22 protein-coding genes are annotated in these 22636 nt (G+C 66.4%); 12 read left to right on the top strand and 10 right to left on the bottom strand.

Annotated elements, in window-relative coordinates:
- Positions 1-2: 2 nt before the first annotated feature.
- From EJO71_RS13315 to EJO71_RS13290, 6 genes are all read right to left on the bottom strand, one after another.
- Positions 3-317 carry a hypothetical protein gene (locus EJO71_RS13315; protein WP_125949603.1) on the bottom strand — a complete coding sequence of 105 codons (315 nt, stop codon included), beginning with the start codon at positions 315-317 and terminating at the stop codon, positions 3-5.
- A 126-nt stretch (positions 318-443) separates the two neighbouring features.
- On the bottom strand, positions 444-854 hold the full coding sequence (locus EJO71_RS13310; protein WP_240651406.1) for a hypothetical protein: 411 nt from the start codon (positions 852-854) through the stop codon (positions 444-446).
- Positions 855-1105: 251 nt separating this feature from the next.
- Complete coding sequence (locus EJO71_RS13305) at positions 1106-2125, bottom strand: spore coat U domain-containing protein (RefSeq protein ID WP_125949605.1); 1020 nt, start codon at positions 2123-2125, stop codon at positions 1106-1108.
- The gene (locus EJO71_RS13300) at positions 2122-4533 is read right to left on the bottom strand and encodes a fimbria/pilus outer membrane usher protein (RefSeq protein WP_240651407.1); all 2412 of its coding nucleotides are present in this window, start codon (positions 4531-4533) and stop codon (positions 2122-2124) included. Before EJO71_RS13300 ends, EJO71_RS13305 begins: the two co-directional genes overlap by 4 nt.
- Positions 4484-5215 carry a molecular chaperone gene (locus EJO71_RS13295; protein WP_125949606.1) on the bottom strand — a complete coding sequence of 244 codons (732 nt, stop codon included), beginning with the start codon at positions 5213-5215 and terminating at the stop codon, positions 4484-4486. The genes EJO71_RS13300 and EJO71_RS13295 overlap by 50 nt, the downstream gene beginning before the upstream one ends.
- Before the next feature lie 14 nt (positions 5216-5229).
- Positions 5230-5733, bottom strand: coding sequence for a spore coat protein U domain-containing protein (locus EJO71_RS13290; protein WP_125949607.1), 504 nt, complete (start codon positions 5731-5733; stop codon positions 5230-5232).
- 316 nt (positions 5734-6049) lie between these two features.
- On the opposite strand from EJO71_RS13290, the gene EJO71_RS13285 reads away from it, so the two are divergent.
- The 7 genes from EJO71_RS13285 to EJO71_RS13255 all read left to right on the top strand — a co-directional run bounded on the left by EJO71_RS13285 (position 6050) and on the right by EJO71_RS13255 (position 12925).
- Entirely contained in the window at positions 6050-6637 is a 588-nt protein-coding gene (locus EJO71_RS13285; protein WP_125949608.1) for an NAD(P)H-dependent oxidoreductase, read from the top strand.
- Positions 6634-7908: an amidohydrolase family protein gene (locus EJO71_RS13280; RefSeq protein WP_125949609.1), complete on the top strand. Its 1275-nt coding sequence runs from the start codon at positions 6634-6636 to the stop codon at positions 7906-7908. The genes EJO71_RS13285 and EJO71_RS13280 overlap by 4 nt, the downstream gene beginning before the upstream one ends.
- A 16-nt stretch (positions 7909-7924) precedes the next feature.
- Entirely contained in the window at positions 7925-8788 is an 864-nt protein-coding gene (locus EJO71_RS13275; RefSeq protein ID WP_125949610.1) for a creatininase family protein, read from the top strand.
- Positions 8789-8857: 69 nt separating this feature from the next.
- A complete protein-coding gene (locus EJO71_RS13270; protein WP_125949611.1) occupies positions 8858-9841 on the top strand; it encodes an ABC transporter substrate-binding protein in 984 nt (327 codons plus the stop codon).
- Between the two features lie 64 nt (positions 9842-9905).
- The gene (locus tag EJO71_RS13265) at positions 9906-10742 is read left to right on the top strand and encodes an ABC transporter ATP-binding protein (protein WP_125949612.1); all 837 of its coding nucleotides are present in this window, start codon (positions 9906-9908) and stop codon (positions 10740-10742) included.
- Positions 10739-11545, top strand: coding sequence for an ABC transporter permease (locus EJO71_RS13260; RefSeq protein ID WP_125949613.1), 807 nt, complete (start codon positions 10739-10741; stop codon positions 11543-11545). Before EJO71_RS13265 ends, EJO71_RS13260 begins: the two co-directional genes overlap by 4 nt.
- Positions 11546-11554: 9 nt before the next feature.
- Positions 11555-12925, top strand: coding sequence for an FAD-binding oxidoreductase (locus tag EJO71_RS13255; RefSeq protein ID WP_125949614.1), 1371 nt, complete (start codon positions 11555-11557; stop codon positions 12923-12925).
- Between the two features lie 6 nt (positions 12926-12931).
- Here the strand turns inward: EJO71_RS13255 and lnt are convergent, their stop codons facing one another.
- From lnt to EJO71_RS13235, 4 genes are all read right to left on the bottom strand, one after another.
- Complete coding sequence (gene lnt, locus EJO71_RS13250; RefSeq protein ID WP_125949615.1) at positions 12932-14497, bottom strand: apolipoprotein N-acyltransferase; 1566 nt, start codon at positions 14495-14497, stop codon at positions 12932-12934.
- The gene (locus EJO71_RS13245; protein ID WP_125949616.1) at positions 14497-15375 is read right to left on the bottom strand and encodes a transporter associated domain-containing protein; all 879 of its coding nucleotides are present in this window, start codon (positions 15373-15375) and stop codon (positions 14497-14499) included. The genes lnt and EJO71_RS13245 overlap by 1 nt, the downstream gene beginning before the upstream one ends.
- A gap of 99 nt (positions 15376-15474) precedes the next feature.
- A complete protein-coding gene (locus EJO71_RS13240) occupies positions 15475-16203 on the bottom strand; it encodes a GNAT family N-acetyltransferase (RefSeq protein WP_125949617.1) in 729 nt (242 codons plus the stop codon).
- Between the two features lie 109 nt (positions 16204-16312).
- On the bottom strand, positions 16313-16786 hold the full coding sequence (locus EJO71_RS13235) for an Lrp/AsnC family transcriptional regulator (RefSeq protein WP_093206014.1): 474 nt from the start codon (positions 16784-16786) through the stop codon (positions 16313-16315).
- 143 nt (positions 16787-16929) lie between these two features.
- On the opposite strand from EJO71_RS13235, the gene hppD reads away from it, so the two are divergent.
- The 5 genes from hppD to EJO71_RS13210 all read left to right on the top strand — a co-directional run bounded on the left by hppD (position 16930) and on the right by EJO71_RS13210 (position 22558).
- The gene (hppD, locus tag EJO71_RS13230) at positions 16930-18057 is read left to right on the top strand and encodes a 4-hydroxyphenylpyruvate dioxygenase (RefSeq protein ID WP_125949618.1); all 1128 of its coding nucleotides are present in this window, start codon (positions 16930-16932) and stop codon (positions 18055-18057) included.
- Between the two features lie 37 nt (positions 18058-18094).
- Positions 18095-18901: a transporter substrate-binding domain-containing protein gene (locus EJO71_RS13225; RefSeq protein ID WP_125949619.1), complete on the top strand. Its 807-nt coding sequence runs from the start codon at positions 18095-18097 to the stop codon at positions 18899-18901.
- A 25-nt stretch (positions 18902-18926) separates the two neighbouring features.
- Complete coding sequence (gene phhA / locus EJO71_RS13220; RefSeq protein WP_125949620.1) at positions 18927-19802, top strand: phenylalanine 4-monooxygenase; 876 nt, start codon at positions 18927-18929, stop codon at positions 19800-19802.
- A 125-nt stretch (positions 19803-19927) separates the two neighbouring features.
- Positions 19928-21622, top strand: a complete 1695-nt coding sequence (locus EJO71_RS13215) for an AMP-binding protein (protein WP_125949621.1) — start codon at positions 19928-19930, stop codon at positions 21620-21622.
- A 3-nt stretch (positions 21623-21625) separates the two neighbouring features.
- On the top strand, positions 21626-22558 hold the full coding sequence (locus EJO71_RS13210) for an MBL fold metallo-hydrolase (protein WP_125949622.1): 933 nt from the start codon (positions 21626-21628) through the stop codon (positions 22556-22558).
- The last annotated feature ends 78 nt before the right edge of the window (positions 22559-22636 follow it).

Genomic DNA, 22636 nt, shown 5'->3' with positions numbered 1-22636 from the left:
GCCTAGAGACCGTGCACGACCCAGGCGCCGGGAGGCGCCGTGGGCACGTGCACGGTGTTCTCGCCAGGCCGCGCGAAGCGGTATTCGCGACCGCCGATCGTGATCGACTTCATGTTGGTCCAGACCAGATAGTCGTATCCCCCTGCGGTCTGCGTGGCCCGCAGCACCTGGAACACCGGCGGCACGACCACCACGAGGCGCACCCGTGCCGTCGCGGAGCCGGTGCCGAAGCTGCTCTCCGCCGCGCACGCCAGCGGCGCGAGCACCATCAGCGCGGCCAGGGCGGCGCGCGCCGGGTGAAGCCGATTTCCCGTCATGAGGTCCGATCCGTTGTCCGTCGCAAGAACATGAGATGCGGGCGCGCCATCGGCGCCCGACCTCCGGGTATCGGCAGGAACGGGAAGAAATTCAGGGTTGGGCAGGGCCGGCGCCCTGCCTGCGGCCTAGTAGGTCACTGTCACCCGCGTCGCATTGCTGCCATCGCCGGCCGCGGCTGTTGCGGCCTGCGACGAAGCGCCGCCCGTGATCGTCGCCATCGAACCCGTGGTGCCATGCCAGACGGCACCAAGGCTGTCGCGGCCGTCGGCATCGGTGCCGGGCACCATGAAGGTCGATTCCCCGACCTTGTCGAAGCGGTACTCACGCCCCTTGATGGTCACGGACGCCATGTTGGTCCAGACGCGGTACTCGTGCCCACCTTTCACAGGCGTGACGTCGAGCACCTTGAAGGTCGGCAGAACGTTGATCGTCAGATTGAAACGGCCCGTGGCGCTGCTCGTGGCGCGCATCGGCTCTGCGGAACTGAGCTGCAGCGGCAACGGCAACAGGAGCAGCAGCACGCCGACGGCAGCCATCGGGGGTACCGTTCGCGGCGACCGTAGCGCAGTCGCCCCTGCAGTGCGCCTGTTTCCGGGCATGGGAACTCCTCTCGTCGCAACCTGGGTGGGAGGCATCGGAGCGATGCCCAGTCAGGCTTATCGGCAGAGTCGCGGAAAAATAAAGGCTCCCTGAAGCGCGATTCTTCGCGCATTGCGCGCAATTTGCCAGCACGCATTTCGTGGCGGCAAGGCCGCGGGCCCGCCGAAACCCGGGCGGAAGGCGGGCCTCAGTAGGTCACGGTGACCGTCACGATGTCCTGGTAGCTGTCCGGCCGGACGTTGGTGCTGGCACCGAGGACACGGCCATACAGGGTCAGCGGCTGGACCAGGCCATTGCCCGAGCCTGCGACAGTGTTGGTTCCGATGACGCTGCCCCATACATTCGTGCGGCCAGGGTTGCGGTAGAGCTGGTAGGGCACCGAGTCGGTGTTGCCGGGCACGCCTCCCGTTGGCGTCATCGTCCCCGCACCGGCGGTCAGGTTGTTGGACGGTGTCAGCCCGACCGTGTAGGAGGTCGGCGTCGTGCAGGTGATGTTGATCGTGCTGGTCTGATCGACGTTGGCCCCGCCCGGCAGGCCCACGACAGAGCCGAAGTTCAGCGGGTCGGCCGTGACCAGGCAGCTCTTGGAAATGGTCGCGCTGACGATGAAGGCGAACTGGTCCGCCAGCGTCGTGCCGCAGGTAGTCGGCGGGGCACTCGTGCTCGACGTCAGCGTGATCGAGGTATGGATGCCGGCGAAGTTGTCCTGGTACGAGCCCGGCGGCACGGTGGTCTGGAGGGCAAGCAGCTCCCCGCGCATCGTGGCGGTTCCCGAGGAGGTGGTGGACCGGGCAGGAATGGCGATGTTGATCGTGTACGGGTTCGGCACTGCGGCGTTGCCGTTCGAGCCCCAGATCGTGGTGCTCGTCCCCTGGTAGAGCTGGAACTTCAAAGAGTCGCCGGCACCGCTCTTCATGACGCGTGGATTGAAGTTCGTGAGGCCTTCGTTGCCGTCGCCGATGTTGAAGCAGACCCTGGCGTATTCGGTGGTGTTGGTGTTGCCGGTCTTGGTGCAGGTGTAGCTCAGCGTGGCGTTGACGGACGGGGGCGTGCCGCCGGCGACCAGGTCGACCGGACCGAAGGCCACGGCCGTCATCGACGCGGTGCAGTTGATCGAGGCCTGCGCATTCCCCGCGAAGAGCAGCGACAGCAGCGCGCAGAACAGCGGCAGGCACAGGGCCCGCAATGTACGGATCAGAAGACTCATGGCGTCCTGGCCTCCCTTGTGCAGCGCAGCGGCCCGATCTGCGGGATTGCCGTGCCGTCCTTGCGATAGTCGAAGCTGGTCCGGCAGGCGCCGCCGGGCGTCTGCACGTCGAGCGCGTTGTGGGCCTGCAGCGATTCGAGATACACCGCGCCGTCGAAGCCGACCAGGGCCGGCTCGCCGCCCTGCCCGTTGGCGCGCACGCGGCTGCCCAGCGGCAGGGGCTTGCCCGCCTCGTCCACCAGCAGCAGCGCGGCCGCGCTGACCGGCGTGATGCCGAACCGCACCAACGTGCCGGAGCGGTCGCTCGGCGTGGCGACCGTCTTCACACGCTCGATCTTCACGTCGGCGGGCAGCTGCATCGGATCGATGGACAGCTGGTTGTTCTGGTAGGAGCGCAGCGGCGCCACCAGCAGCATGCCCTTGTCATCCGTGGTGCCGATGTCCCGGTTCTCCAGCCTCACGGGCACGCCGGCGATGCCGTCGGTGGAGACCACCGCGAAGGCGTCGTCGATGCGCCGGGCCGCGAAGGGCTGTCCGCCCATGAACGCGATGGAGCCGGTGGCGCCGGCGTAGGCGTAGCGGCTCTCGCCGAGCACGCTGATGCCGGCCATGGCGCGGCCGTAGCGGCCCAGGTAGTCGATCTCGGCCTGCCCGCCGTTCTGGCCGCCGCCCTGGCGCAGGCCGGCGCGCCAGCCGATGCCGCCGTCGCCCGGCATGGAGCTTTGCGCGTCTGCGGTGTAGACGGTCTGGCCGCGGTCGCGCTGCACGCCGGCGCTGGCCGTGATGTTGCCGTCCAGCGCCCAGGTAAAGCCGACGAAGAGGCTGCGTTCGCGGCGGTTGTCCAGGTTCTGGTTGAGGCTCACGTTCATCGAGGCGCTGCTTCCGATCGCCCTGAACCAGTAGACGCTGGCCATGCGCGTCGCCTCCTGCGCCGGATAGCGCAGGTAGAGGTAGCTCAGGCCGAAGCTGCCGAAGTCCTTCGTGGTGTAGCCGATCGACGCCCGGCCCGAACCGCGCGGCGGCGCGCTGCCGTACAGGGAGGCGACGTCGCGGTATTCGCCGCGCGTGCGCGTGCCCTCGACCGCGAAGTTGAACTGGTTGTCGCGCCAGCTGTAGCCCAGGTTGAGCAGCGAGCCTCCCTCCCCGCGATAGCTGCTCTGCGCCACGGCGCCAGTGAACACGCCGCTCTGCCCGAGCAGCCATGCGCCGCCGACGCCGCCCTTGACCAGACCTCTGGTGGCCTCGCCGTGCGCCTCCAGCGTGAAGCTGTTGCTCACGCCGTAGCGCCAGACACCGGTGGTGGCGGGGTCGCTGCCGTAGTCGTTCGAGCGCAGGCCGTAGTTCTTGCGCACCACGCCGAGATCGACGGACCAGTCGGACAGGCCCTCCTGCAGCAGCCGCTGCGTGTCGTACAGCGAGAAATCGAGCGTCGTGGCACGGCCGAAGGCGTCGGTGAGCACCACCTGGGCATTGCCCGCACCGTTGATGCTCGGAACCGTGTTGAGCTGGAAGGGCCCCGCCGGCAGCTGGCCCGTGTACTGGCGCAGGCCGTTGATGTAGAGCTCCACCTGCGAGGGCAGGGTGGCCGAGCCCAGGAACGCCGGCAGCGGGGTGGTGGTGCGATAGGGTTGCAGCGAAAAATTGCGCGACAGCTGGATGCCTCCGATCCGGGTGGACCGCGACCACGGAAGCGACGCGGTGGTGGTGTCGCCCACGCGTAGCGTCAGCATGTCGTCGGGAAACGACTGGCTCCAGGTGGTGTCGAGGCGGACCGAGTCGTGCTTCCAGTCGTCGTTGTCGACACGGTAGGCGCGCGACATCATCGTGCTGCTGAACACGCTGCTTCCACTGAAGGCGCGCACTTCGGCGAGCGCGTTGAGACTGGAGTTGTTGCCCCGGCCCTGCGTGCCGTAAAGGTCGTAGTTGAGCAGCAGGCCGGGCGAGGCGCTGGCCTTCGGGGAGGACACCGTCGACGTGTTGACCACAGTCCTGGGCAGGCGCAGCACGTCGTCGGAGGCATTGATCGAAAGGCTCTGCCTTGCGGTGTCGTACGACACCTGAACCCCGGGAAGGCTCTTGAGGCGCACGGGATCGGACACGCCCTCCGGCAGGATGAAGCCCAGCTGCCGCAGCGTGGTGGCGCTGGCCCAGAGCTCCTGGCCGCGCAGGCCGAAATGCACCAGCCCCTGTGGGTTGCCGTTGAGGCTCAGCTCCAGGTAGAGGTCGCTGCCGCCCGGTCCGGTGAGGTCGGCTTCCGCGGCGGATGCGACCAGCCATGAGCCCGGCCCGGCTGCAGTCTTCTCGGCCTGGGCATCGACAGACGCCAGACCCGACAGAAGCAGCAGTGGGAGCAGGCGCTCAGCGGACGCGTGGAAGTGGCGGAATCTTTTCCTGCGTCGCGTTGCCATTGATCTTCGTTTCCAGGACGCCGCCGCCAGCAAAGGCTTCCGCGGGTGTCTTCAAGGGCCAACGCATGCTCGCGCCAGGCAGCACGTAGCCCATCAGGCCGCCATGCACCGGGGTGCGCTTGCCGGCGGCATCGACAAAATCCAGATCGGCAAGCTGGGCGTGCATTCCGCCGCCGTTGGCGACTTCGAGCATCGCCTGGCTGCCCTCGCGGCGCAGCGACCAGCTGAGCTGGGGCGCGGCCGGCTGTGCTCCGGCGGCCGCGATGAAGATGGGAACCGAGTAGCGCAGCACCAGCTGCAGGCCCTTCTTCTCCTTCATCTCGACGGGCAGCTCGTCGATGATGACCCGGTACGAATTCTCGACCGCGCCGGCGGGAACCCCGGTGCGGATGACGCGGATCAACTGCCGCTCTGACGGTGCGAGCTGCACCATCGGCGGGCTCACGAGGAGCTCGCGCGAGGGCGTCAGCTTTTCGCCACCATTCTCCTGCGACCACTGATAGACCCGCACCTGCGCGTGCACAACGTCGTCGCCGGTGTTGCTGAGCCAGAGGCCATCCGCGTTCTGCGAGGCCTGGAGCGTCAAGGTGACCGGAGCGACCTGCAGCCCGCTCGCCGAGGCGGCCGCGCACACCAGCAGGGCGAACGCGAGGGCGAGTGTGTGGCGCAGCAAGCGGTGCACGGTCAGGCCATCGATCAGTAGTTGACCTGAACGGTCACGGTGTCGGAGTAGTCGCCAGGCGTCACGTTGACGCTCGCGACCGTGGCGAACACGGGGATCGACTGGGCCGCGCCGGTGCCGGTTCCAGCCACGGTGTTGGCGGGCGAGGTGGCGTTGCCCCAGACCGAGCCAGTGGCGCTAACCGAACGCAGCTGGTAGGGGATGGTGTCCGGACCGGCCACGGTGGGATTCATGACGCCGGCGCCGGTAGTGTTGGTGGGGACGCTCGAGGGCTGCAAGCCGATGTTGTAGGGCGTCGACTTAGAGCAGGTCACGCTGATGTTGCTGCTGGCGGACAGGGCGGTGGCGGTGGAAGTGACCGAACCGAAGTTGATGTTCGAGCCCGCACCTGCAGTAACCGAGCAGGCCTTAGTCACGGTGATGAGGACCTGGAACGTGGAACTGGTCGTTGCGGCGACTGCCGCGCTGGTGACCAAGGCAGCAAGAACGGCTGCAACGATGAGGGAAGGTTTTTTCATGAGGACGGACTCTCGGGTATCGAACGGTTGATGAAGAGAGAAATGAGGCCCAAAGTTCACAAACTTAGGACTGTGAATTTTAGTTAACAATTGGATGAAAGAGTGTGCGAGTGTTACGTAAAGCTCGAGGCCTTCGCTTTTCTCGTTGTGTTTCTGCCGGCTTCCGTGACTTTTGTTACGGAATTCAATCGAACTAAGGCGAGCCTTCCGGCCGACGCATCGCCCCGCTACCACGTAGCCCCAAACCAGTGCACCACCACTGGCACGTCGCTTGCATAACCTGACCACTTGCTCTGATTAAGCGGTCAAACACACCATGCGCGTGCTCGTCGTCTACTGCCACCCGGTCGAAACCAGCTTCCACGCCGCCCTGCACCAGGAGGTGCTGAAGAACCTCCGTGCCGCCGGGCACGAGGTGGACGACTGCGATCTCTACGCGGAGGGCTTCAACCCGGTGCTGTCGCGCGAGGAGCGGTTGGGCTATCACGACGTGCCCTCCAACCAGCTGCCGCTCGCGCCCTACGTGGAGCGGCTGCAGTGGGCCGAGGGCATCGTGTTCTGCTTTCCGACGTGGTGCTTCGGGCTGCCGGCGATGCTCAAGGGCTACTTCGACCGGCTCTTCATGCCGGGCGTGGCCTTCGACATCAGCGATCCGGCCAACGTGAAGCCGATGCTCACGCACATCAGGCGCATCAGCGCCGTCGTCACCTACGGCCGGCCGCGCTGGATGGCGATGTACATGGGCGACCCGCCGCGCAAGATCGTCACGCGCTACATGAAGCGGCTGACGGGACAGCGCGCCAAGGTCGACTACCACGCCCACTACCACATGAACGTCGCGACCGAGCCCCAGCTCAAGCGCTTCATGGCGCGTGTCGGGCAAGCCATGGCGCGGTTCGCATGAACGGGCCCGCCCCCACCCTGCTCGACAACGTGCGGCTGCCGCGCTGGCTGCTGCCCGCGGACTGGCCGCAGCGCGACGGCGTGCCTGCGCTCGCGCGCATTGCGATCAAGGCCGGTCGCGTCCAGTCGGTGCAACCCGCCACGGCCGAGCCATCGCCTTCCGCCTGGGACCTCGCCGGCACGTTGGCTCTGCCCGGCTTCGTCGACGTCCACACGCACCTCGACAAGGCCTTCACGCTGCCGCGCATGAAGCAGGTGCAACCCGGCCTGCTCGGCGCCATCGACGCGATGCTCGCCGACCGCGTGCACTGGACACCCGCCGACGTGCGCGAGCGCGCCACGCGCGGCCTGCAATGGGCCTGGGAATGCGGCACCGTGCACCTGCGCACGCATGTCGACTGGTGGGAGCCCGATGCCGTGCCGATGGCCTGGCCGGTGATGGCCGAGCTGGCGCAGGAGTGGGCCGGCAGGGTGCGGCTGGAGCAGGTGAGCCTGATCAAGCTGCCGCTCTTCGAAGACGCCGCGCAGGCTATGCGCCTCGCCAGGCAGGTGAAGGCGACCGGGCCGCACGCGCTGCTCGGCGGCTTCGTGCATTCCACCAACTGGAGCGAGAACGCGCTGCGCAACCTGCTGGTGTCGGCACAGGCCTGCGATCTCGACATCGACCTGCACGTCGACGAGGAACTCAACGCCTCGGCCGTCGGCCTGCAGACCACCGCGCGCATCCTGCGCGAGATCGGCTACGAAGGCCGCGTGGTCTGCGGCCACATCTGCGCGCTCGCGGCCCAGCCCGAGGCGCAGGCCTTCGCCACGCTCGATGCGGTGGCGCGCGCACCGATCACGGTGGTTTCGCTGCCCGCAACCAACCTGCTGCTGCAGGATGCAGTCACCGGCCGCACGCCGCGCCAGCGCGGCATCACGCTGGTGAAGGAAGCGCGCGATCGCGGCATTCCGCTGCTCTTCGCCAGCGACAACGTGCAGGACCCCTTCTGCCGCCTCGGCAGCTTCGACCCTGTCGAGGCGCTTGGCACGGCCGCACTGGTGGCGCAGCTCGACGAGCCCTTCGATACCTGGTCGCAGGCGCTGTGCCGCGGCGACTGGCTGCAGCGCGCACCTGCGTCGGCCGCGCCTTCGCTGGTCGGCCGCGCCGCCGACCTTGTGCTGTTCACGCAGGCCGACCGCCACGGCTGGCCTTCGCGCACATCCACCCGCGTGGTGCTGCGCGACGGCCGCGTCACGCACGGCGACGCGACGCCCTTCCTCCCAAAGTAAGAGAACAAGGACTCCCATGCTCCACGGCTACATCCCGCCCCACCGCTTCCTGCCCTACCTGAGCTGGACCGAGATCGCCGCGCTGCCCGATCGCGAGAACACCGTCATCGTGCTGCCCTGCGGCGCCATCGAGCAGCACGGCCCTCACCTGCCGTGCTCGGTCGACAGCGTGATCTGCTCGGGCGTGATGGGCAAGGCGCTCGAGAAGCTGCCCGCCGAGGTGCGCGCATTCGCGCTGCCGACCATCACCTATGGCAAGTCGGAAGAGCACCTGCACTTCCCCGGCACCATGACGCTGACCGGGACCACGCTGTTGTCGACCGTGATCGAGATCGGCGAATCGGTCTACCGCTCGGGCTTCCGCAAGCTGCTGTTCGCCAACGGCCACGGCGGCCAGCCGCAGGTGCTGGAGATGGCGGCGCGCGAACTGCGCCTGCGCCACGGCGACTTCGTGATCGTGCCGCACGGCGTGTCGCGCTTGCCGAGCGCGGCGAGCAAGCAGGTGAGCGAACAGGAAAAGAAGCTCGCGATGCATGCGGGCCATTCCGAGACGGCGCTGATGCTCGCGCTCGCACCCGAGACGGTGCACATGGAGCACGCAGTCGCCAACTTTCCGCCGCCCTTCCCGATCAAGCTGCTGTCGGCCGACGGCCGCCCGGCCTGCGCCTGGACCGCGCGCGACTTCGGCCCGAGTGGCGTGATCGGCGACCCGACCACCGCCACGCGCGAGCAGGGCGAAGCCATCCTCGACACGCTCTCCGACAGCTGGGTGCAAGCGCTGACCGAGCTGCATGCGCTGCGCTGGGTGGTGCGCGAGGAAGCCACCTGGGAGCGCGGGCACCAGCAGGGCTTCGTGCAGCAGAGCTTCCAGCCTGCCTGAGCCCGCTTCTTGCAACGGCCGATTCACCTTTTTCTTCTTCAACTCCCCTGCCTACGAGAGGTCCCCACCATGCGCTCCTTCGCACTGTCCATCGCCGGCGCCGCCGCCATCGCCTTCCTCGCCGCCGCGCCCGCACAGGCCGAGGACAAGTTCACCTACATGACCAACTGGTACGCGCAGGCCGAGCACGGCGGCTTCTACCAGGCCGTGGCGCAGGGCATCTACAAGAAATACGGCCTCGACGTGACCATCAAGATGGGTGGCCCGCAGGTCAACATTACACAGATGATGGCCGCCGGCCAGGCCGACTGCATCATGGGTTCGAGCGACATCCAGATGATGCAGGTGCGCGAAGGCGGCGTGCCGGTGGTCAACGTGGCGGCCTTCTTCCAGAAAGACCCGCAGGTGCTGATCGCGCACGACGACGTGAAGAAGTTCGAGGACCTGAAGGGCAAGACGCTGCTGATCGGCGCACAGGCGCAGCGCGGCTACTGGCCGTGGCTGAAGGCCAAGTTCGGCTTCACCGACGAGCAGACGCGGCCCTACACCTTCAACATCCAGCCCTTCGTTGCCGACAAGAACACCGCGCAACAGGGCTACCTGACCTCCGAGCCCTACGCCATCCAGAAGGCCGGCGTGAAGAGCACCGTGCTGATGTTCAGCGACCACGGCTTCCCGGCCTATGCGACCACGGTGTCGTGCATGGAGAAGACCGTGAAGGACCGCAGCAAGCAGGTCGCCGCCTTCGTGAAGGCCTCGGCCGAGGGCTGGAAGAGCTACCTCGCCGACCCGGCGCCCGCCAACGCGCTGATCAAGAAGGACAACCCCAACATGACCGACGACCAGCTCGCCTACAGCGTGGCCAAGCTCAAGGAGATGGGAATGATCACCGGCGGCGACGCAGCCAAGCTCGGCATCGGCGTGATGACGGATGCGCGTGCGAAGGCGAGCTACGACTTCCTCGTGAGCGCGAAGCTGCTCGACCCGTCGAAGGTGGAGCTGGCGAAGACCTATACGACCGAGTTCGTCAAGGACGCCAAGGTCCTGCCCTGACGCTCAAGCACTGCCCTGAAACCAGGCGGCCGCGCGATGCGGCCGTTCTCGAAAGGCCTCACGAATGAATCGCATCGACCCCCACACGCTGGCCCCTCCGCCCGAACTCGCGCCCGCCGTGCCGGCAGTGGAAGTGCTCTCGGCCGAGAAGACGTACCCCAACGGCACGCAAGCGCTGCTGCCGGTGGACCTGTCGATCGCCGAGGGCGAGTTCGTAACCCTGCTCGGCCCTTCTGGCTGCGGCAAGAGCACGCTGCTGAAGATGGTGGCCGGCATGCTCGAGCCCAGCGACGGCCGCCTGCTGGTGTGGCGCAGGCCGGTGGCGCAGCTGCACGACTGCCCGCACAAGCTGTCCTTCGTGTTCCAGTCGCCCACGCTGATGCCGTGGGCCAGCGTGCGCACCAACGTGCGGCTGCCGCTGGACCTGGCGGGCGTGCCGCGCAAGGAGGCCGATGCGCGGGTGATGGAATCGCTCGCGTTGGTGGGGCTCGAGAAGTTCGCCGACGCGCTGCCGCGTGCACTCTCGGGCGGCATGCAGATGCGCGTGTCGATCGCGCGCGGCCTCGTCACGCAGCCCGACCTGCTGCTGATGGACGAGCCCTTCGGCGCGCTCGACGAGATCACGCGCCACAAGCTCGACGCCGACCTGCTGGAGCTGTGGCGCAAGAAGAAGCTCACGGTGATCTTCGTGACGCACTCGATCCACGAGGCTGTGTTCCTGTCGAGCCGCGTGGTGATGATGGCCGCGCGGCCGGGCCGCGTGGTGGAAGAGTTCCGCATCGACGAGCCCTACCCGCGCAGCGCCGACTTCATGGTCACGCCCGAATTCGCGCGCCACGCCAAGCGGCTGCAGGACAGCCTGCTGCGCGCCAGCAGCACCGACGAGGAGGCCGCGCGATGACGAAGCCCATGCCTTTGCTGAACCAGCCGCGCGTGCAGCGCGTGCTCTACCCGGTGCTGATCGGCGTGGTGCTGGTCGCGTTGTGGCAGTGGATGGTGGTGGCCATGGAGCTCCCGCCCTACCTGGTGCCCTCGCCCTACCTGATGGTGCAGACGCTGGTGACCGACTGGGCACCGCTGGGCAATGCGCTGCTGGTCACGCTGAAGATCACGGTGCTGTCGTTCCTGCTCGCAACTGTGGCGGGCGTGCTGATCTCGTTCCTGTTCGTGCAGAGCAAGCGCATCGAGACCGCGCTCTTCCCGTACGCGGTGCTGCTGCAGGTGACGCCCATCGTGGCGGTGGCGCCGCTGATCATCATCTGGGTGAAGAACCCGGTGGCCGCGATGACGGTGTGCGCGGCGCTGGTGGCGCTGTTCCCGATCATCAGCAACACCACGCTGGGCCTGCGCAGCATCGACCCCGACCTGCAGAGCTACTTCAAGCTCAACCGTGCCACTCGCTGGCAGCAGCTGGTTCGGCTGCGCATTCCGAGCGCGCTGCCTTACTTCTTCGGCGGGCTGCGCATCTCCAGCGGCCTCGCGCTGATCGGCGCGGTGGTGGCTGAATTCGTCGCGGGCACGGGTGGCTCGGGCGCGGGGCTGGCCTACCAGATCCTGCAGGCGGGCTTCCAGCTGAACATTCCGCGCATGTTCGCGGCGCTGCTGCTCATCTCGCTCACCGGTGTCGCGCTCTTCGTGCTGATGGCCTGGCTCACGAAGCTGGCGCTGGGCTCCTGGCATGCGAGCGAACTTTCCCAGGATTGAACCTTGACCATGAATGCTCCCGTTTCCGCCATCGAGCAGTTGCTGCTCGAACTGCCAGACCTCGACTGGATCACCGACGAAAGCCGCGTCACGCGGCTGTCCTCCGACTTCTCGTGGTTCAGCCCGGTGCTCGTGCGCCAGCTGAAGGACAAGCGCGCCGACGTCGTCGTGCGACCACGCACCGAAGAAGAGATCCGCGCGGTGGTCGGTGCCTGCGCGCGCCGCTGCGTGCCGATCACCATCCGCGGAAGCGGCACCGGCAACTACGGCCAGACCACGCCGCTGGCCGGCGGTGTGGTGCTCGACATGACGGGCTACAACACCTGCCTGTGGGTGCAGCCCGGCGTGGCGCGGGCGCAGGCCGGCATCCGCCTCGGCGAGCTCGAGAAGCAGACGAAGCCCACGGGGCAGGAACTGCGCTGCGTGCCGTCGACCTACCGCAGCGCGACGCTTGGCGGCCTGTTCGGCGGCGGCTTCGGTGGGGTGGGCTCCATCAACTACGGGCCGCTGGGTGCGCCCGGCAACGTGCTCGGCATCCGCGCGATGACCATCGAGGCCGAGCCGCAGGTGATCGAGCTGCGTGGTGCCGAGGCGATGCGCATGCACCACCTGTGGGGTACCAACGGCCTCGTGCTGGAGCTGGAGATCGCGCTGGCACCGGCGCATCCGTGGCTGGAGACGCTGGTGACCTTCGGCGACTTCGAGAGCGCGCTGAACTTCGCGGACAAGCTGGCGCATGCGCCGGGCATCGTGAAGCGCGGCGTCACCTTCTTCGCCGCACCGATCTCCGACCACCTCGCACAACTGGCCTCGCACCTGCCGCAGGGCTGCCACACGGTGCTGTCGCTGGTGGCCGAGTCGAGCGAGCCGGCGATGCTGCTGCTGGTGGAGTCGCACAGCGGCACCGTGAGCTACCGCAAGACGGCCGCCGAAGTGCAGAAGAGCAACCGCACGCTGATGGAATTCACCTGGAACCACACGACGCTGCACGCGCTGAAGATCGACCCGACGCTGACCTACCTGCAAAGTGGGTTCATCCCGGGCAAGCATGTCGAGCAGGTCATCGAGATGGAGAAGCTGCTGGGCGGCGAGGTGATGATGCACGTCGAGTTCCTGCGCAACGTGGCGGGGCTCATGACCTGCAGCGGGCTGCAGCTGGTGCGATTCAGCACCGAGGAGCGGCTGCAGGAGATCATCCGCATCCATCGCGAGCACAACGTGCACATCAACAACCCGCACGTGAACATCGTGGAAGACGGCAAGGCCGGCGGGCCGCTGCCGCCAGAAGTCATCGAGGTGAAGAAGCGCTTCGATCCGCTGGGCCTGCTGAACCCCGGCAAGCTGCGCGACTGGCCTGTGAAGGCATCGTCGGCAGCCTGACCGCTTTCAGTTCTTGCGACGGCCTTGCACGAAGGCCACCGCCACGATGGCCATGGCCAGCAGCCACAGCGGCCAGAGGCCGAAGGGCGCCACCCAGCGTGCGAAGGGCGTGAGGCCGCGCCGGCCTTCCACGCTGGCTTCGAGCACGCCGCGCGTGAGGCGCGGCAGTTCGTGCGTGACGCGGCCTTGGGCGTCGATCACGACGGTCGCGCCGGTGTTGGTGGAGCGCACCATCGGCCGGGCGAACTCGAGCGCGCGCATGCGCGAGATCGACAGGTGCTCGTCGATGGCGACGGTGTCGCCGAACCACGCGATGTTGCTCACGTTGAGCAGGATGGTGGGCGCCGTGGCCTCGTCGCGGAAGTTCGCGCCGATCTCGTCGCCGAACAAGTCTTCGTAGCAGATGTTCGGCGCGATACGCTGGCCTTGCCAGACGAAGGGCGCCTGCGCGAGGCCGCCTCGCGCGAAGTCGCCCAGCGGGATGTTCATCATCTGGATGAACCAGCGGAAGCCCAGCGGAATGAATTCGCCGAATGGCACGAGATGATGCTTGCTGTAGGCGTAGGTCTGCGCGTCACCGGGGCGGAAGCCGAGCACCGCGTTGCTGTAGGTGCCCTGCCCTCCAAGCGGCAGGCCGACGATGGCGGCCTGGTTGCCCTGGCTGTAGCGTGCCTTGATCGCCTCCAGATAGCCGGCAGGCAGTTGCTGCGGCAGCAGCGGCAAGGCAGTCTCGGGGGTGACGACGAGCGAAGCCTTGGCATCGCGCAGTTGCTCGCCATACCACTGCAACGCAGTCTCGATGCCACCGCCGGGAACGAACTTCTCGTCCTGCGGAATGTTGCCCTGCAGGAGCGCGACGTTCAGGCTGCCGGTCGCGCCTTTCGCGCCCTGTACGTCGTCGCGGAGCGCGGGCACCAGATGAGGCACGGCGAACACCAGTGCGATCAGCGCTGCACCTTGTACGGCGTCGGCAATGCGAAGCGGCCGATTCAGTGCGACGAGCGCCACGACCAGCGCGGCCGCCGCACCGATGCCGTAGACACCCACCCATGGCGCCAACGCCGCGAGCGGTCCCTCGACGTGCGCATAGCCGCCGGCGCCCCACGGAAAGCCGGTGAACCAGCTGCCGCGCACCAGCTCGGCGAGCGTCCAGAGCGCAGCGAAGACCAGCGCACCCGTCACCCGGCCCTTCGGCCCGCGCACCACGAACCACGCGGCCGCCACGGCGTAGTAGAGCCCGAGCGCCGCGGCCAGCGCCAGCACGGCGATGGCCGCGAGCGGAGCCGGCAAGCCGCCGTAGGTGTGCATCGAGATGAAGAGCCACCAGAAGCTGCCCGTGAGCCAGGCGGTGGAGAAGAGCCAGCCATGCAGGCCGGCGCGGCGCCAGCCCGCGCCCTGCGCGCGCAGGCCGTCGAGCAGCCAGACGAACGCACCGAGCGACAGCAGCTGCAGCCACCACAGCGGTTTGCCGCCGACGGGCGAAGCCATCGACAGCGCCTGCGCGAGCCCGGCGGCGCCGAAGCCGATCAGGCGGAACAGGTTGGCGAAGGAGGAAGCCGGCGCGCGGGCCATCAGTCGGCCGCGTCGCCGCCGCGTGCCGGGGACACCTTGAACCAGCGCACCGCGCCGCCCTTGGTGTGGAGCACGACGAAGTCGAAACCGCCGATCGCATGGTGCTCGCCGCGCTTGGGCACGTGGCCCATCTCGTGCGCGATCAGCCCGCCGATGGTGTCGAAGTCTTCGCTGAGCTGCTCTTCGTCGAACACGATGCCAAAGGCCTCGGCAACGCGCTCGATGGGCGTGTCGCCCGAGACGCGGTAGGTGTGGTCGGCGAGGCCGAAGATGTCGCCCTCGTCTTCCGCGATGTCGAACTCGTCCTCGATCTCGCCGACGATCTGCTCGAGCACGTCCTCGATAGTGATGAGGCCGGCCACGCGTCCGAACTCGTCGATGACGATCGCCAGGTGGTTGCGGTTGCCTCGGAACTCGCGCAGCAGGTCGTTCAGGCCCTTGCTCTCGGGCACGAAGGTGGCCGGCCGCAGCAGCGCGCGGATGTTCAGGCCCGGCGCGCGCTGCAGCTTGAGCAGGTCCTTCGCGAGCAGGATGCCGATGATGTTTTCCTTCTCGCCCTCGTACACCGGAAAGCGCGAGTGCGCGGTGTCGATGATGAGATGCAGCAGCGCGTCGAACGGCGCGTCGATGTTCACCAGGTCCATGCGCGGCGCGGCGACCATCACGTCGCCGGCGGTCATGTCGGCCATGCGCAGCACGCCTTCGAGCATCACGCGCGACTCTGCGCCGATCACCTCGTTGTCCTCGGCGTCCGCCAGGGTTTCGATCAGCTCGTCGCGCGAGTCGGGACCGGGGTGGATGAATTCGGCGAGTTTCTGGAGAAAGCTGCGCTTGTCTTCCCGTTCGACGGGAGCGCGTTCAGGGTGAGGGTCGGCCACTGCGGGAGGGCGGAGTTGAGGAGGAACAAGGATACCGGATTGCGTGTGACACGCTCTACCCCAAGGCCGGCGTAGGCCGGCTGGGGGCGCCGCATTCCCTCAGGGAGCGGACTTCTTGCGGGCGTCGCGCATGCCGCTGCGCACTTCCTGCAGGCTGGCCAGGAAGGCCCAGAACTGCTTGGCGCGGCTCTTGAGCGCGAAGTCGACGGCGGCGTAGTGCTCCAGGGCGATTTCGCTCATTCGGCTGTCGAAGGTGGCGCTGGGCAGCTCCAGATGGGCCTCTGCTTCGGAGCCGCTGCGCACCACGGTGGCGCCGGCGTTGCGGGCGATCTTCAGCATGGCGGCGTTCTCGCTCAGCGCATGGATGAAGAGCATGCCCACGCCTTCGTTGCGAGCCACGACCACGGCGCGTTCGAACAGGCGGGCACCGTAGCCCCGGCCGCGCGCATGGGCCGAGACGGACACACCGAACTCGGCGCAGTCACTGTGCTGGTCGCCGGGGGCGAAGGCCAGGTGCGCCATCGCGATCAGGTCGAGGCGACGGTTGTAGATGCCGAAGAGCTCGTCGCGCTCGAAATCGAGGCCGTCGACGTAGCGCTGGATCTGCTCGTCGGCCGCCGCGTAGCCGAAACGCAGGTAGCGGTCGTGCGGGGTGAGGTCGAGCAGATGGCGGGCGATGCGCTCGCGTTCGCGCGGGCCGATCGAGCGGATCGGCACCATGACGGGTTGAGGCGCGCTGACTGCGCGTGGTTGCGCCTCAACCATCGGCGCTTTCAGGAAAGAGCCAATGCCGAGAGACGCTTTGAGAAGGGTCTTGGCGGTAAGCATGGCTCGACTTTAAGGGTTTTCCCTTAAACAACAAGTATGCAAGGTCAATTCCAGGACACATTCGTGACTCTCTACCAGAGCGCGTGGCGCTCGCGCAACCAAAATGTGGCTAAACAGGCACAGCTGTTGTGGCTTTGACACGGTCGAGCACGAAGCTGGTCTTGCAGTCTTCCACGCTGGGGTGCTTGAGCAGGGTGTCCATGATGAAGCGGCTGTAGTGGGCCATGTCGGCCACCACGACGCGCAGGAGGTAGTCCATGTCGCCGGTCAGGGCCGCGCACTCGACGACCTCGGGCCAGGTCTGTACGCTGGCGCGGAACAGGTCCATGGGGTTGCGCTTGTGGGTCTCGGTGTGCTTTTCGAGCCGCACATTGAGATATGCGGTCAGCCCCAGGCCGATGGCTTCCGGCTGGACGAGGGCCACGTAGCGGTCGATCACACGGTGCTCTTCCAGCCGCTTGACCCGCCGCAGCACGGCGCTGGGCGACAGGCTCACCTGCTCGGCGATCTGGTCGTAGGTTGCACGGCCGTCTGCTTGCAGCGTGCGCAAAATGAGCCTATCAATCTTGTCCAGTGCTTCCATTTCCGCATTCTTGCAGTTTTACTGCGCAATGACCATTGCAAGCGCCCGGAAACGCAGAAAACCTGAGAGGCATCCAACCTACATTGCATGACCGGCCGATTTCGCGCCCTATTCATTCAATCCCCACCCACCGGAGACCGCACATGAGCCAAGCCGACGCACCCGCCTTCACGCCCTGGGAGAACCCCATGGGCACCGACGGCTTCGAATTCATCGAGTACGCGGCACCTGATCCGGTCGCCATGGGCAAGGTGTTCGAGCGCATGGGCTTCAAGGCCGTGGCCAAGCACCGCCACAAGAACGTGCTGCTTTATCGCCAGGGCACGATCAATTTCATCCTGAATGCAGAACCCGATTCGTTCGCACAGAAGTTCGCCCGCGAGCACGGCCCGAGCGTCTGCGCCATCGCCTTCCGCGTGCAGGATGCCAAGCAAGCCTACGAACGCGCCACGGCACTGGGCGCCTGGGGCTTCGCCGACAAGGCCGGCCCCGGTGAACTGAACATTCCCGCCATCAAGGGCATCGGCGACAGCCTGATCTACCTGGTGGACCGCTGGCCCGGCAAGAACGGGGCGAAGCCCGGCGACATCGGCAACATCGGCTTCTACGACGTCGACTTCGAGGCACTGCCCGGCGTTGCGCCGGAGCAGGCGCTTTCGCCGTTCGGCAACGGCCTGACCTACATCGACCACCTGACGCACAACGTGTACCGCGGCCGCATGAACGTCTGGGCCGACTTCTACGAAAAGCTCTTCAACTTCCGCGAGATCAAGTACTTCGACATCGAAGGCCAGGTGACGGGCGTGAAGAGCAAGGCCATGACCAGCCCCTGCGGCAAGATCCGCATCCCGATCAACGAAGAGGGCAAGGAGCAGGCCGGCCAGATCCAGGAGTACCTGGACATGTACCGGGGCGAAGGCATCCAGCACATCGCCATGGGCTCGGACGACCTGTACACGACCGTCGACGCGCTGCGCGCCAATGGCGTGACGCTGCTGGACACCATCGACACGTACTACGAGCTGGTCGACAAGCGCATTCCCGGCCATGGCGAGAGCGTCGAGGCGCTGCAGAAGCGCAAGATCCTGATCGACGGCAAGAAGGATGCGCTGCTGCTGCAGATCTTCAGCGAGAACCAGCTGGGCCCGATCTTCTTCGAGTTCATCCAGCGCAAGGGCGACGACGGCTTCGGCAACGGCAACTTCAAGGCGCTGTTCGAGAGCATCGAACTCGACCAGATGCGCCGCGGCGTGCTGAGCGCCGCAAAATAAGGGCCCCTTCCCTTATTCACCTGCTTCTGGAGCACGCATGCGCAGCTGTACGCCTTCGATCGGTCTGACCTTCATTGCGGCAGCCGCCGCCGTTCTTTCGGGTTGCGCGATGGCGCCGGCGGCCACGCCGGCTGCCAGCGCCTCGCACCTGGACACGGTGCAGAAGGCCGCCGTATTGCGCATCTGCACGCCGGGCGACTACAAGCCCTTCAGCTTCCAGAAGACGGACGGCGCCTTCGAGGGCATCGACGTCGACCTGATGGCGGGCTTCAGCGCCAGCCTCGGCGCGAAGCCCGAGTGGGTCAAGACCACCTGGGCCAACCTGCTGCCCGACCTGGCGGCCGGCAAGTGCGACATCGCCGTGGGCGGCGTGTCTGTCACCACCGATCGCCAGAAGCGCGCCTTCTTCAGCGCGCCCTACATGGTCAACGGCAAGACGCCCATTGCGCGCTGCGCCGACGTGGCCAAGTACCAGAGCGTGGCGGCCATCGACAAGCCGTCGGTGCGCGTCATCTTCAATCCGGGCGGCAGCAACGAGCGCTTTGCCCGCGCCAATTTCAAGCAGGCCAAGCTCACGCTGCACGGCGAGAACGTGACGATCTTCGACGAGATCCTCGCCAACCGCGCCGACGTGTTCGTCACCGAGGCGGCCGAGGCCATCACGCAGCAGAAGCTCAAGCCGGGCCTGTGCGCGGTCAACCCCGACAAGCCGCTGCAGTACGGCGAAATGGCGTGGATGCTGCCGCGCGACGACGTGGCCTTCAAGTCGTACGTCGACCAGTGGCTGCACCTGCAGCAGGCCGGCGGCGACTTCCAGCGGACGATGGACCGCTGGCTCAAGTAAGCAATTCAAGACAAGACCGATCTCGATGGAAACCCCTGCCGCCGCCGTTGTCACCCCCGCCGTCTACGGCGCCTCGGATCGCCCGCCTCGTGGCGACTACTCGCGCGGCGGCAAGGTGCTGGCCGACTACACCTGCCCGCAGGACTGGGCCAGCTACACGGCGGCCGATCACGACACCTACCGCCGGCTCTACGAGCGCCAGGCGGCGCAGTTGCCGGGACTGGCCTGCGATGCCTTCATCAAGGCGCTGCCCTCGCTCGGCGTGAAGGACCGCATCCCGCGCTTCGACGAACTCAACGAACGGCTGCATCGCGCGACGGGCTGGGAGATCGTGGCGGTGCCTGGGCTTATTCCGGAACTGCCGTTCTTCACGCTGCTCGCGAATCGCAAGTTTCCGGTGACGGACTGGATCCGCAAGCCGGAGGAGTTCGACTACATCGTCGAGCCCGACGTGTTCCACGACCTGTTCGGCCATGTGCCGATGCTGTTCGACCCGACCTTCGCCGACTACGTGCAGCGCTACGGGCAAGGCGGCATCAAGGCGCACGAGCTGGGCGCCGGAGAGAAGCTGGCGCGCCTCTACTGGTACACGGTGGAGTTCGGGCTGATCCGCCAGCCGGATGGCCTCCGCGCATATGGCGCCGGCATCCTGAGTTCGGTGGGCGAGCTGAAGCACGCAGTGCTCAGCGACGAGCCGCGTCGGCTGCCTCTGGACCTGCTGCGCACCATGCGCACGCGGTACAAGATCGACACCTACCAGGCCAACTACTTCGTGATCGACAGCTTCGCCCAGCTGTTCGACCTCACGGAGCCCGACTTCACGCCGCTGTACGAGTCGCTGGAGGTCGCTTCCGACATCGAAGCCGGCGTGCTGCTGCCGGGCGAATCGGGCAAGGCCTGAAATTCCGAAGGGTTGTTCGGCGCGCGCAGCTATCGCGCGCGCGACAGCCCGCGCCCTTCCCCTAGGACAAGCCCGCTGGTCGCGGAGGCGCACTGCCTCCCACAATCCGCGCCAAAGGAGCTTGCATGCAGACCACATCCGCGCGACAGAACTATCCGGCCGGCGTACCGCACGAAATCAATCCCGAGCAGTACCGCTCCTTGCCTCACATGTTCGACGAGGCCTTCGGCCGCTATGCGGACCGGCCGTTCTCGGTCTGCATGGAACGCTGGATGTCTTATGGGGAGCTCGACACCCTGTCGAAGGCGCTGGGTGCCTGGCTGCAGTCGCGCGGGCTCGAGCCCGGAGCGCGCGTGGCGATCATGCTGCCCAACATTCCGCAGTTCGCGGTCACCATGTGCGGCGTGCTGCGCGCGGGGTACACCTGCGTCAACGTCAATCCGCTGTACACGGCGCGGGAGCTGGAGCATCAGCTGAAGGATTCCGGGGCAACGGCCATCGTCATCCTCGAGAACTTCGCCGCGACGCTCGAGAAGGTGATCGAGCGCACGCCCGTGAAGCACGTGGTCATGACGTCGATGGGCGACCTGCTGGGCGGCTTGTACGGCGCGTGGATCACAGTGGCCGTGCGCCACCTCGCGAAGCTGGTGCCGGCCTACAAGCTGCCGTTGAGCGACGGGCGCAGCGTGACGCCGTTCAACCAGGTCATCTCCGAAGGGCGCGGTCGCACGCTGGGGCCCGACCAGAGCACGCTCGATTCGATTGCTTTCCTGCAGTACACGGGCGGCACGACTGGCTTATCGAAGGGCGCGGTGCTGACTCATCGCAACATCGTCGCGGCCACTCTGCAGGCAGAGGCCTGGTTCACACCGGCGCTGTCGCGCGCCGGCGACCTGGCGAAGGTCAACAGCATCGCCGCGCTGCCGCTGTATCACATCTTCGCGCTGACGCTGTGCCTGCTGGTGATCCGCCAGGGCTCGCACATGACGCTGATTCCGAACCCACGGGACTTCAACAAATTCATCGCGGTGTTGAAGAAGCGGCCCTTCCACATGCTGCCCGCGGTGAACACGCTGTTCAATGCGCTGTTGATGCATCCTGAGTTCAAGTCGGTCGATTTCTCGACGCTGTTCGTTTCGCAGGCGGGTGGTATGGCTGCCTCGGAAGGTACGGCGCGCAAGTGGTTCGAAGCCACGGGTTGTCCGATGATCGAAGGCTGGGGCATGAGCGAGACCTGCGCGATCGGGACCAACAACCCGGTGTCGAACACCAAGTTCACCGGGACGATCGGCCTGCCATTGCCCAGCATCGAGATCGCGATCAAGGACGATGAAGGGAATTCGCTGCCGATGGGGCAGTCCGGCGAGCTTTGCATCAAGGGGCCGAACGTGATGACCGGCTATTACAACCAGCCGGCCGAGACCGCTGCGGCATTCACGGCGGACGGCTTCATGCGCACCGGCGACATCGCCGTGATGCAGGAAGACGGCTACAGCCGCATCGTCGACCGCAAGAAAGACATGATCCTGGTCAGCGGCTTCAATGTGTTCCCGAACGAACTCGAGAACGTGATCTCGCTGTGCCCCGGCGTCGTGGAATGCGCGGCAGTGGGCGTGCCCGACGAGAAGCAGGGCGAGGCCATCAAGGTTTTCGTGGTCCGCAGGGATCCTGCGCTGACCGAGGATGCAGTGCTGCAGTACTGCCATTCGCAGCTCACGGGCTACAAGCGGCCGAAGCACATCGAGTTCCGGGAGTCGCTGCCGAAGACCAATGTCGGGAAGATCCTGCGCCGCGAACTTCGCACCAGTGCGGGCGCCTGAACGATGAGCCATTCGTCGGCGAGCACCGGGCTGCCGGCGAATGTCGTTGTGCTCGAGCGGGGGTGGCTTTCCTCGAACAACGTCCTGTTCGTGGGCAAGGAAGAAACGGCGATCGTCGATACGGGGTACGCAACACATGCCGATCAGACGGTCGCGCTGGTCGAATCTGTGCTGGGAAGGCTGCCGCTCGATCGCATTCTGAATACACATCTGCACAGCGACCACTGCGGGGGAAATGCCGCGCTGCAGGCGCGGTATCCATCAGCTCGCACTGACATTCCGCCGGGCGAGGCTGCATTCGTGCAGAGTTGGGATCAGCAAGGCTTGAGTTTTCTGGCGACGGGGCAGACCTGTCCGCGATTCGGTTTTACCGGACTGTTGCAGCCAGGGACCGAGCAGTTGCTTGGGGATAGGCCGTGGCAGGTGCATGCAGCTCCTGGTCATGACCCTCACTCAGTCATCCTGTTCGATGCCGAGGCACGGACGCTGATCTCGGCGGATGCACTGTGGGAGAACGGATTCGGCATTGCGTTTCCCGAGTTGGCCGGGGAGCCGTCGTTCGAAGACGTGGGCGCCACCCTGGATCTGATCGCGGGGCTTGCGCCGCGGCGGGTGATTCCGGGGCACGGCTCTGTCTTCGATGGCGTCGACAAGGCGCTGTCCGTAGCGTATCGGCGGCTTGATGGCCTTCAGCGCGATCCTGTGAAACACGCGCGGCATGCCATCAAGGTGCTGATGAAGTTCAAGCTGCTGGAGGTGCAGTCGATCTCTGTGGCGGATTGGGATGCCTGGCTGCAGGGCACGGCTTATCTCAATTCAATTCGGGCACGCTTCTTCAACGACGTGGAACTGGATCGATTGACCGGAGATATTTTTTCGGAGCTGATTGAGTCATGCGCTGCGGAGAAGAGTGGTTCATTCCTGCGTAACCTGTAGTGGTTGCAGATTGCTCTGCCTTGGTTCCGAAGTTGTGTGTTTTCGGTGGCGCAAAGCAAAAACCCCCAGCCATTGTCT

This window comes from Variovorax sp. 679 (assembly GCF_003952185.1).
GTDB lineage: Bacteria > Pseudomonadota > Gammaproteobacteria > Burkholderiales > Burkholderiaceae_C > Variovorax.
This window is presented reverse-complemented; position numbering and strand designations above follow the sequence as displayed.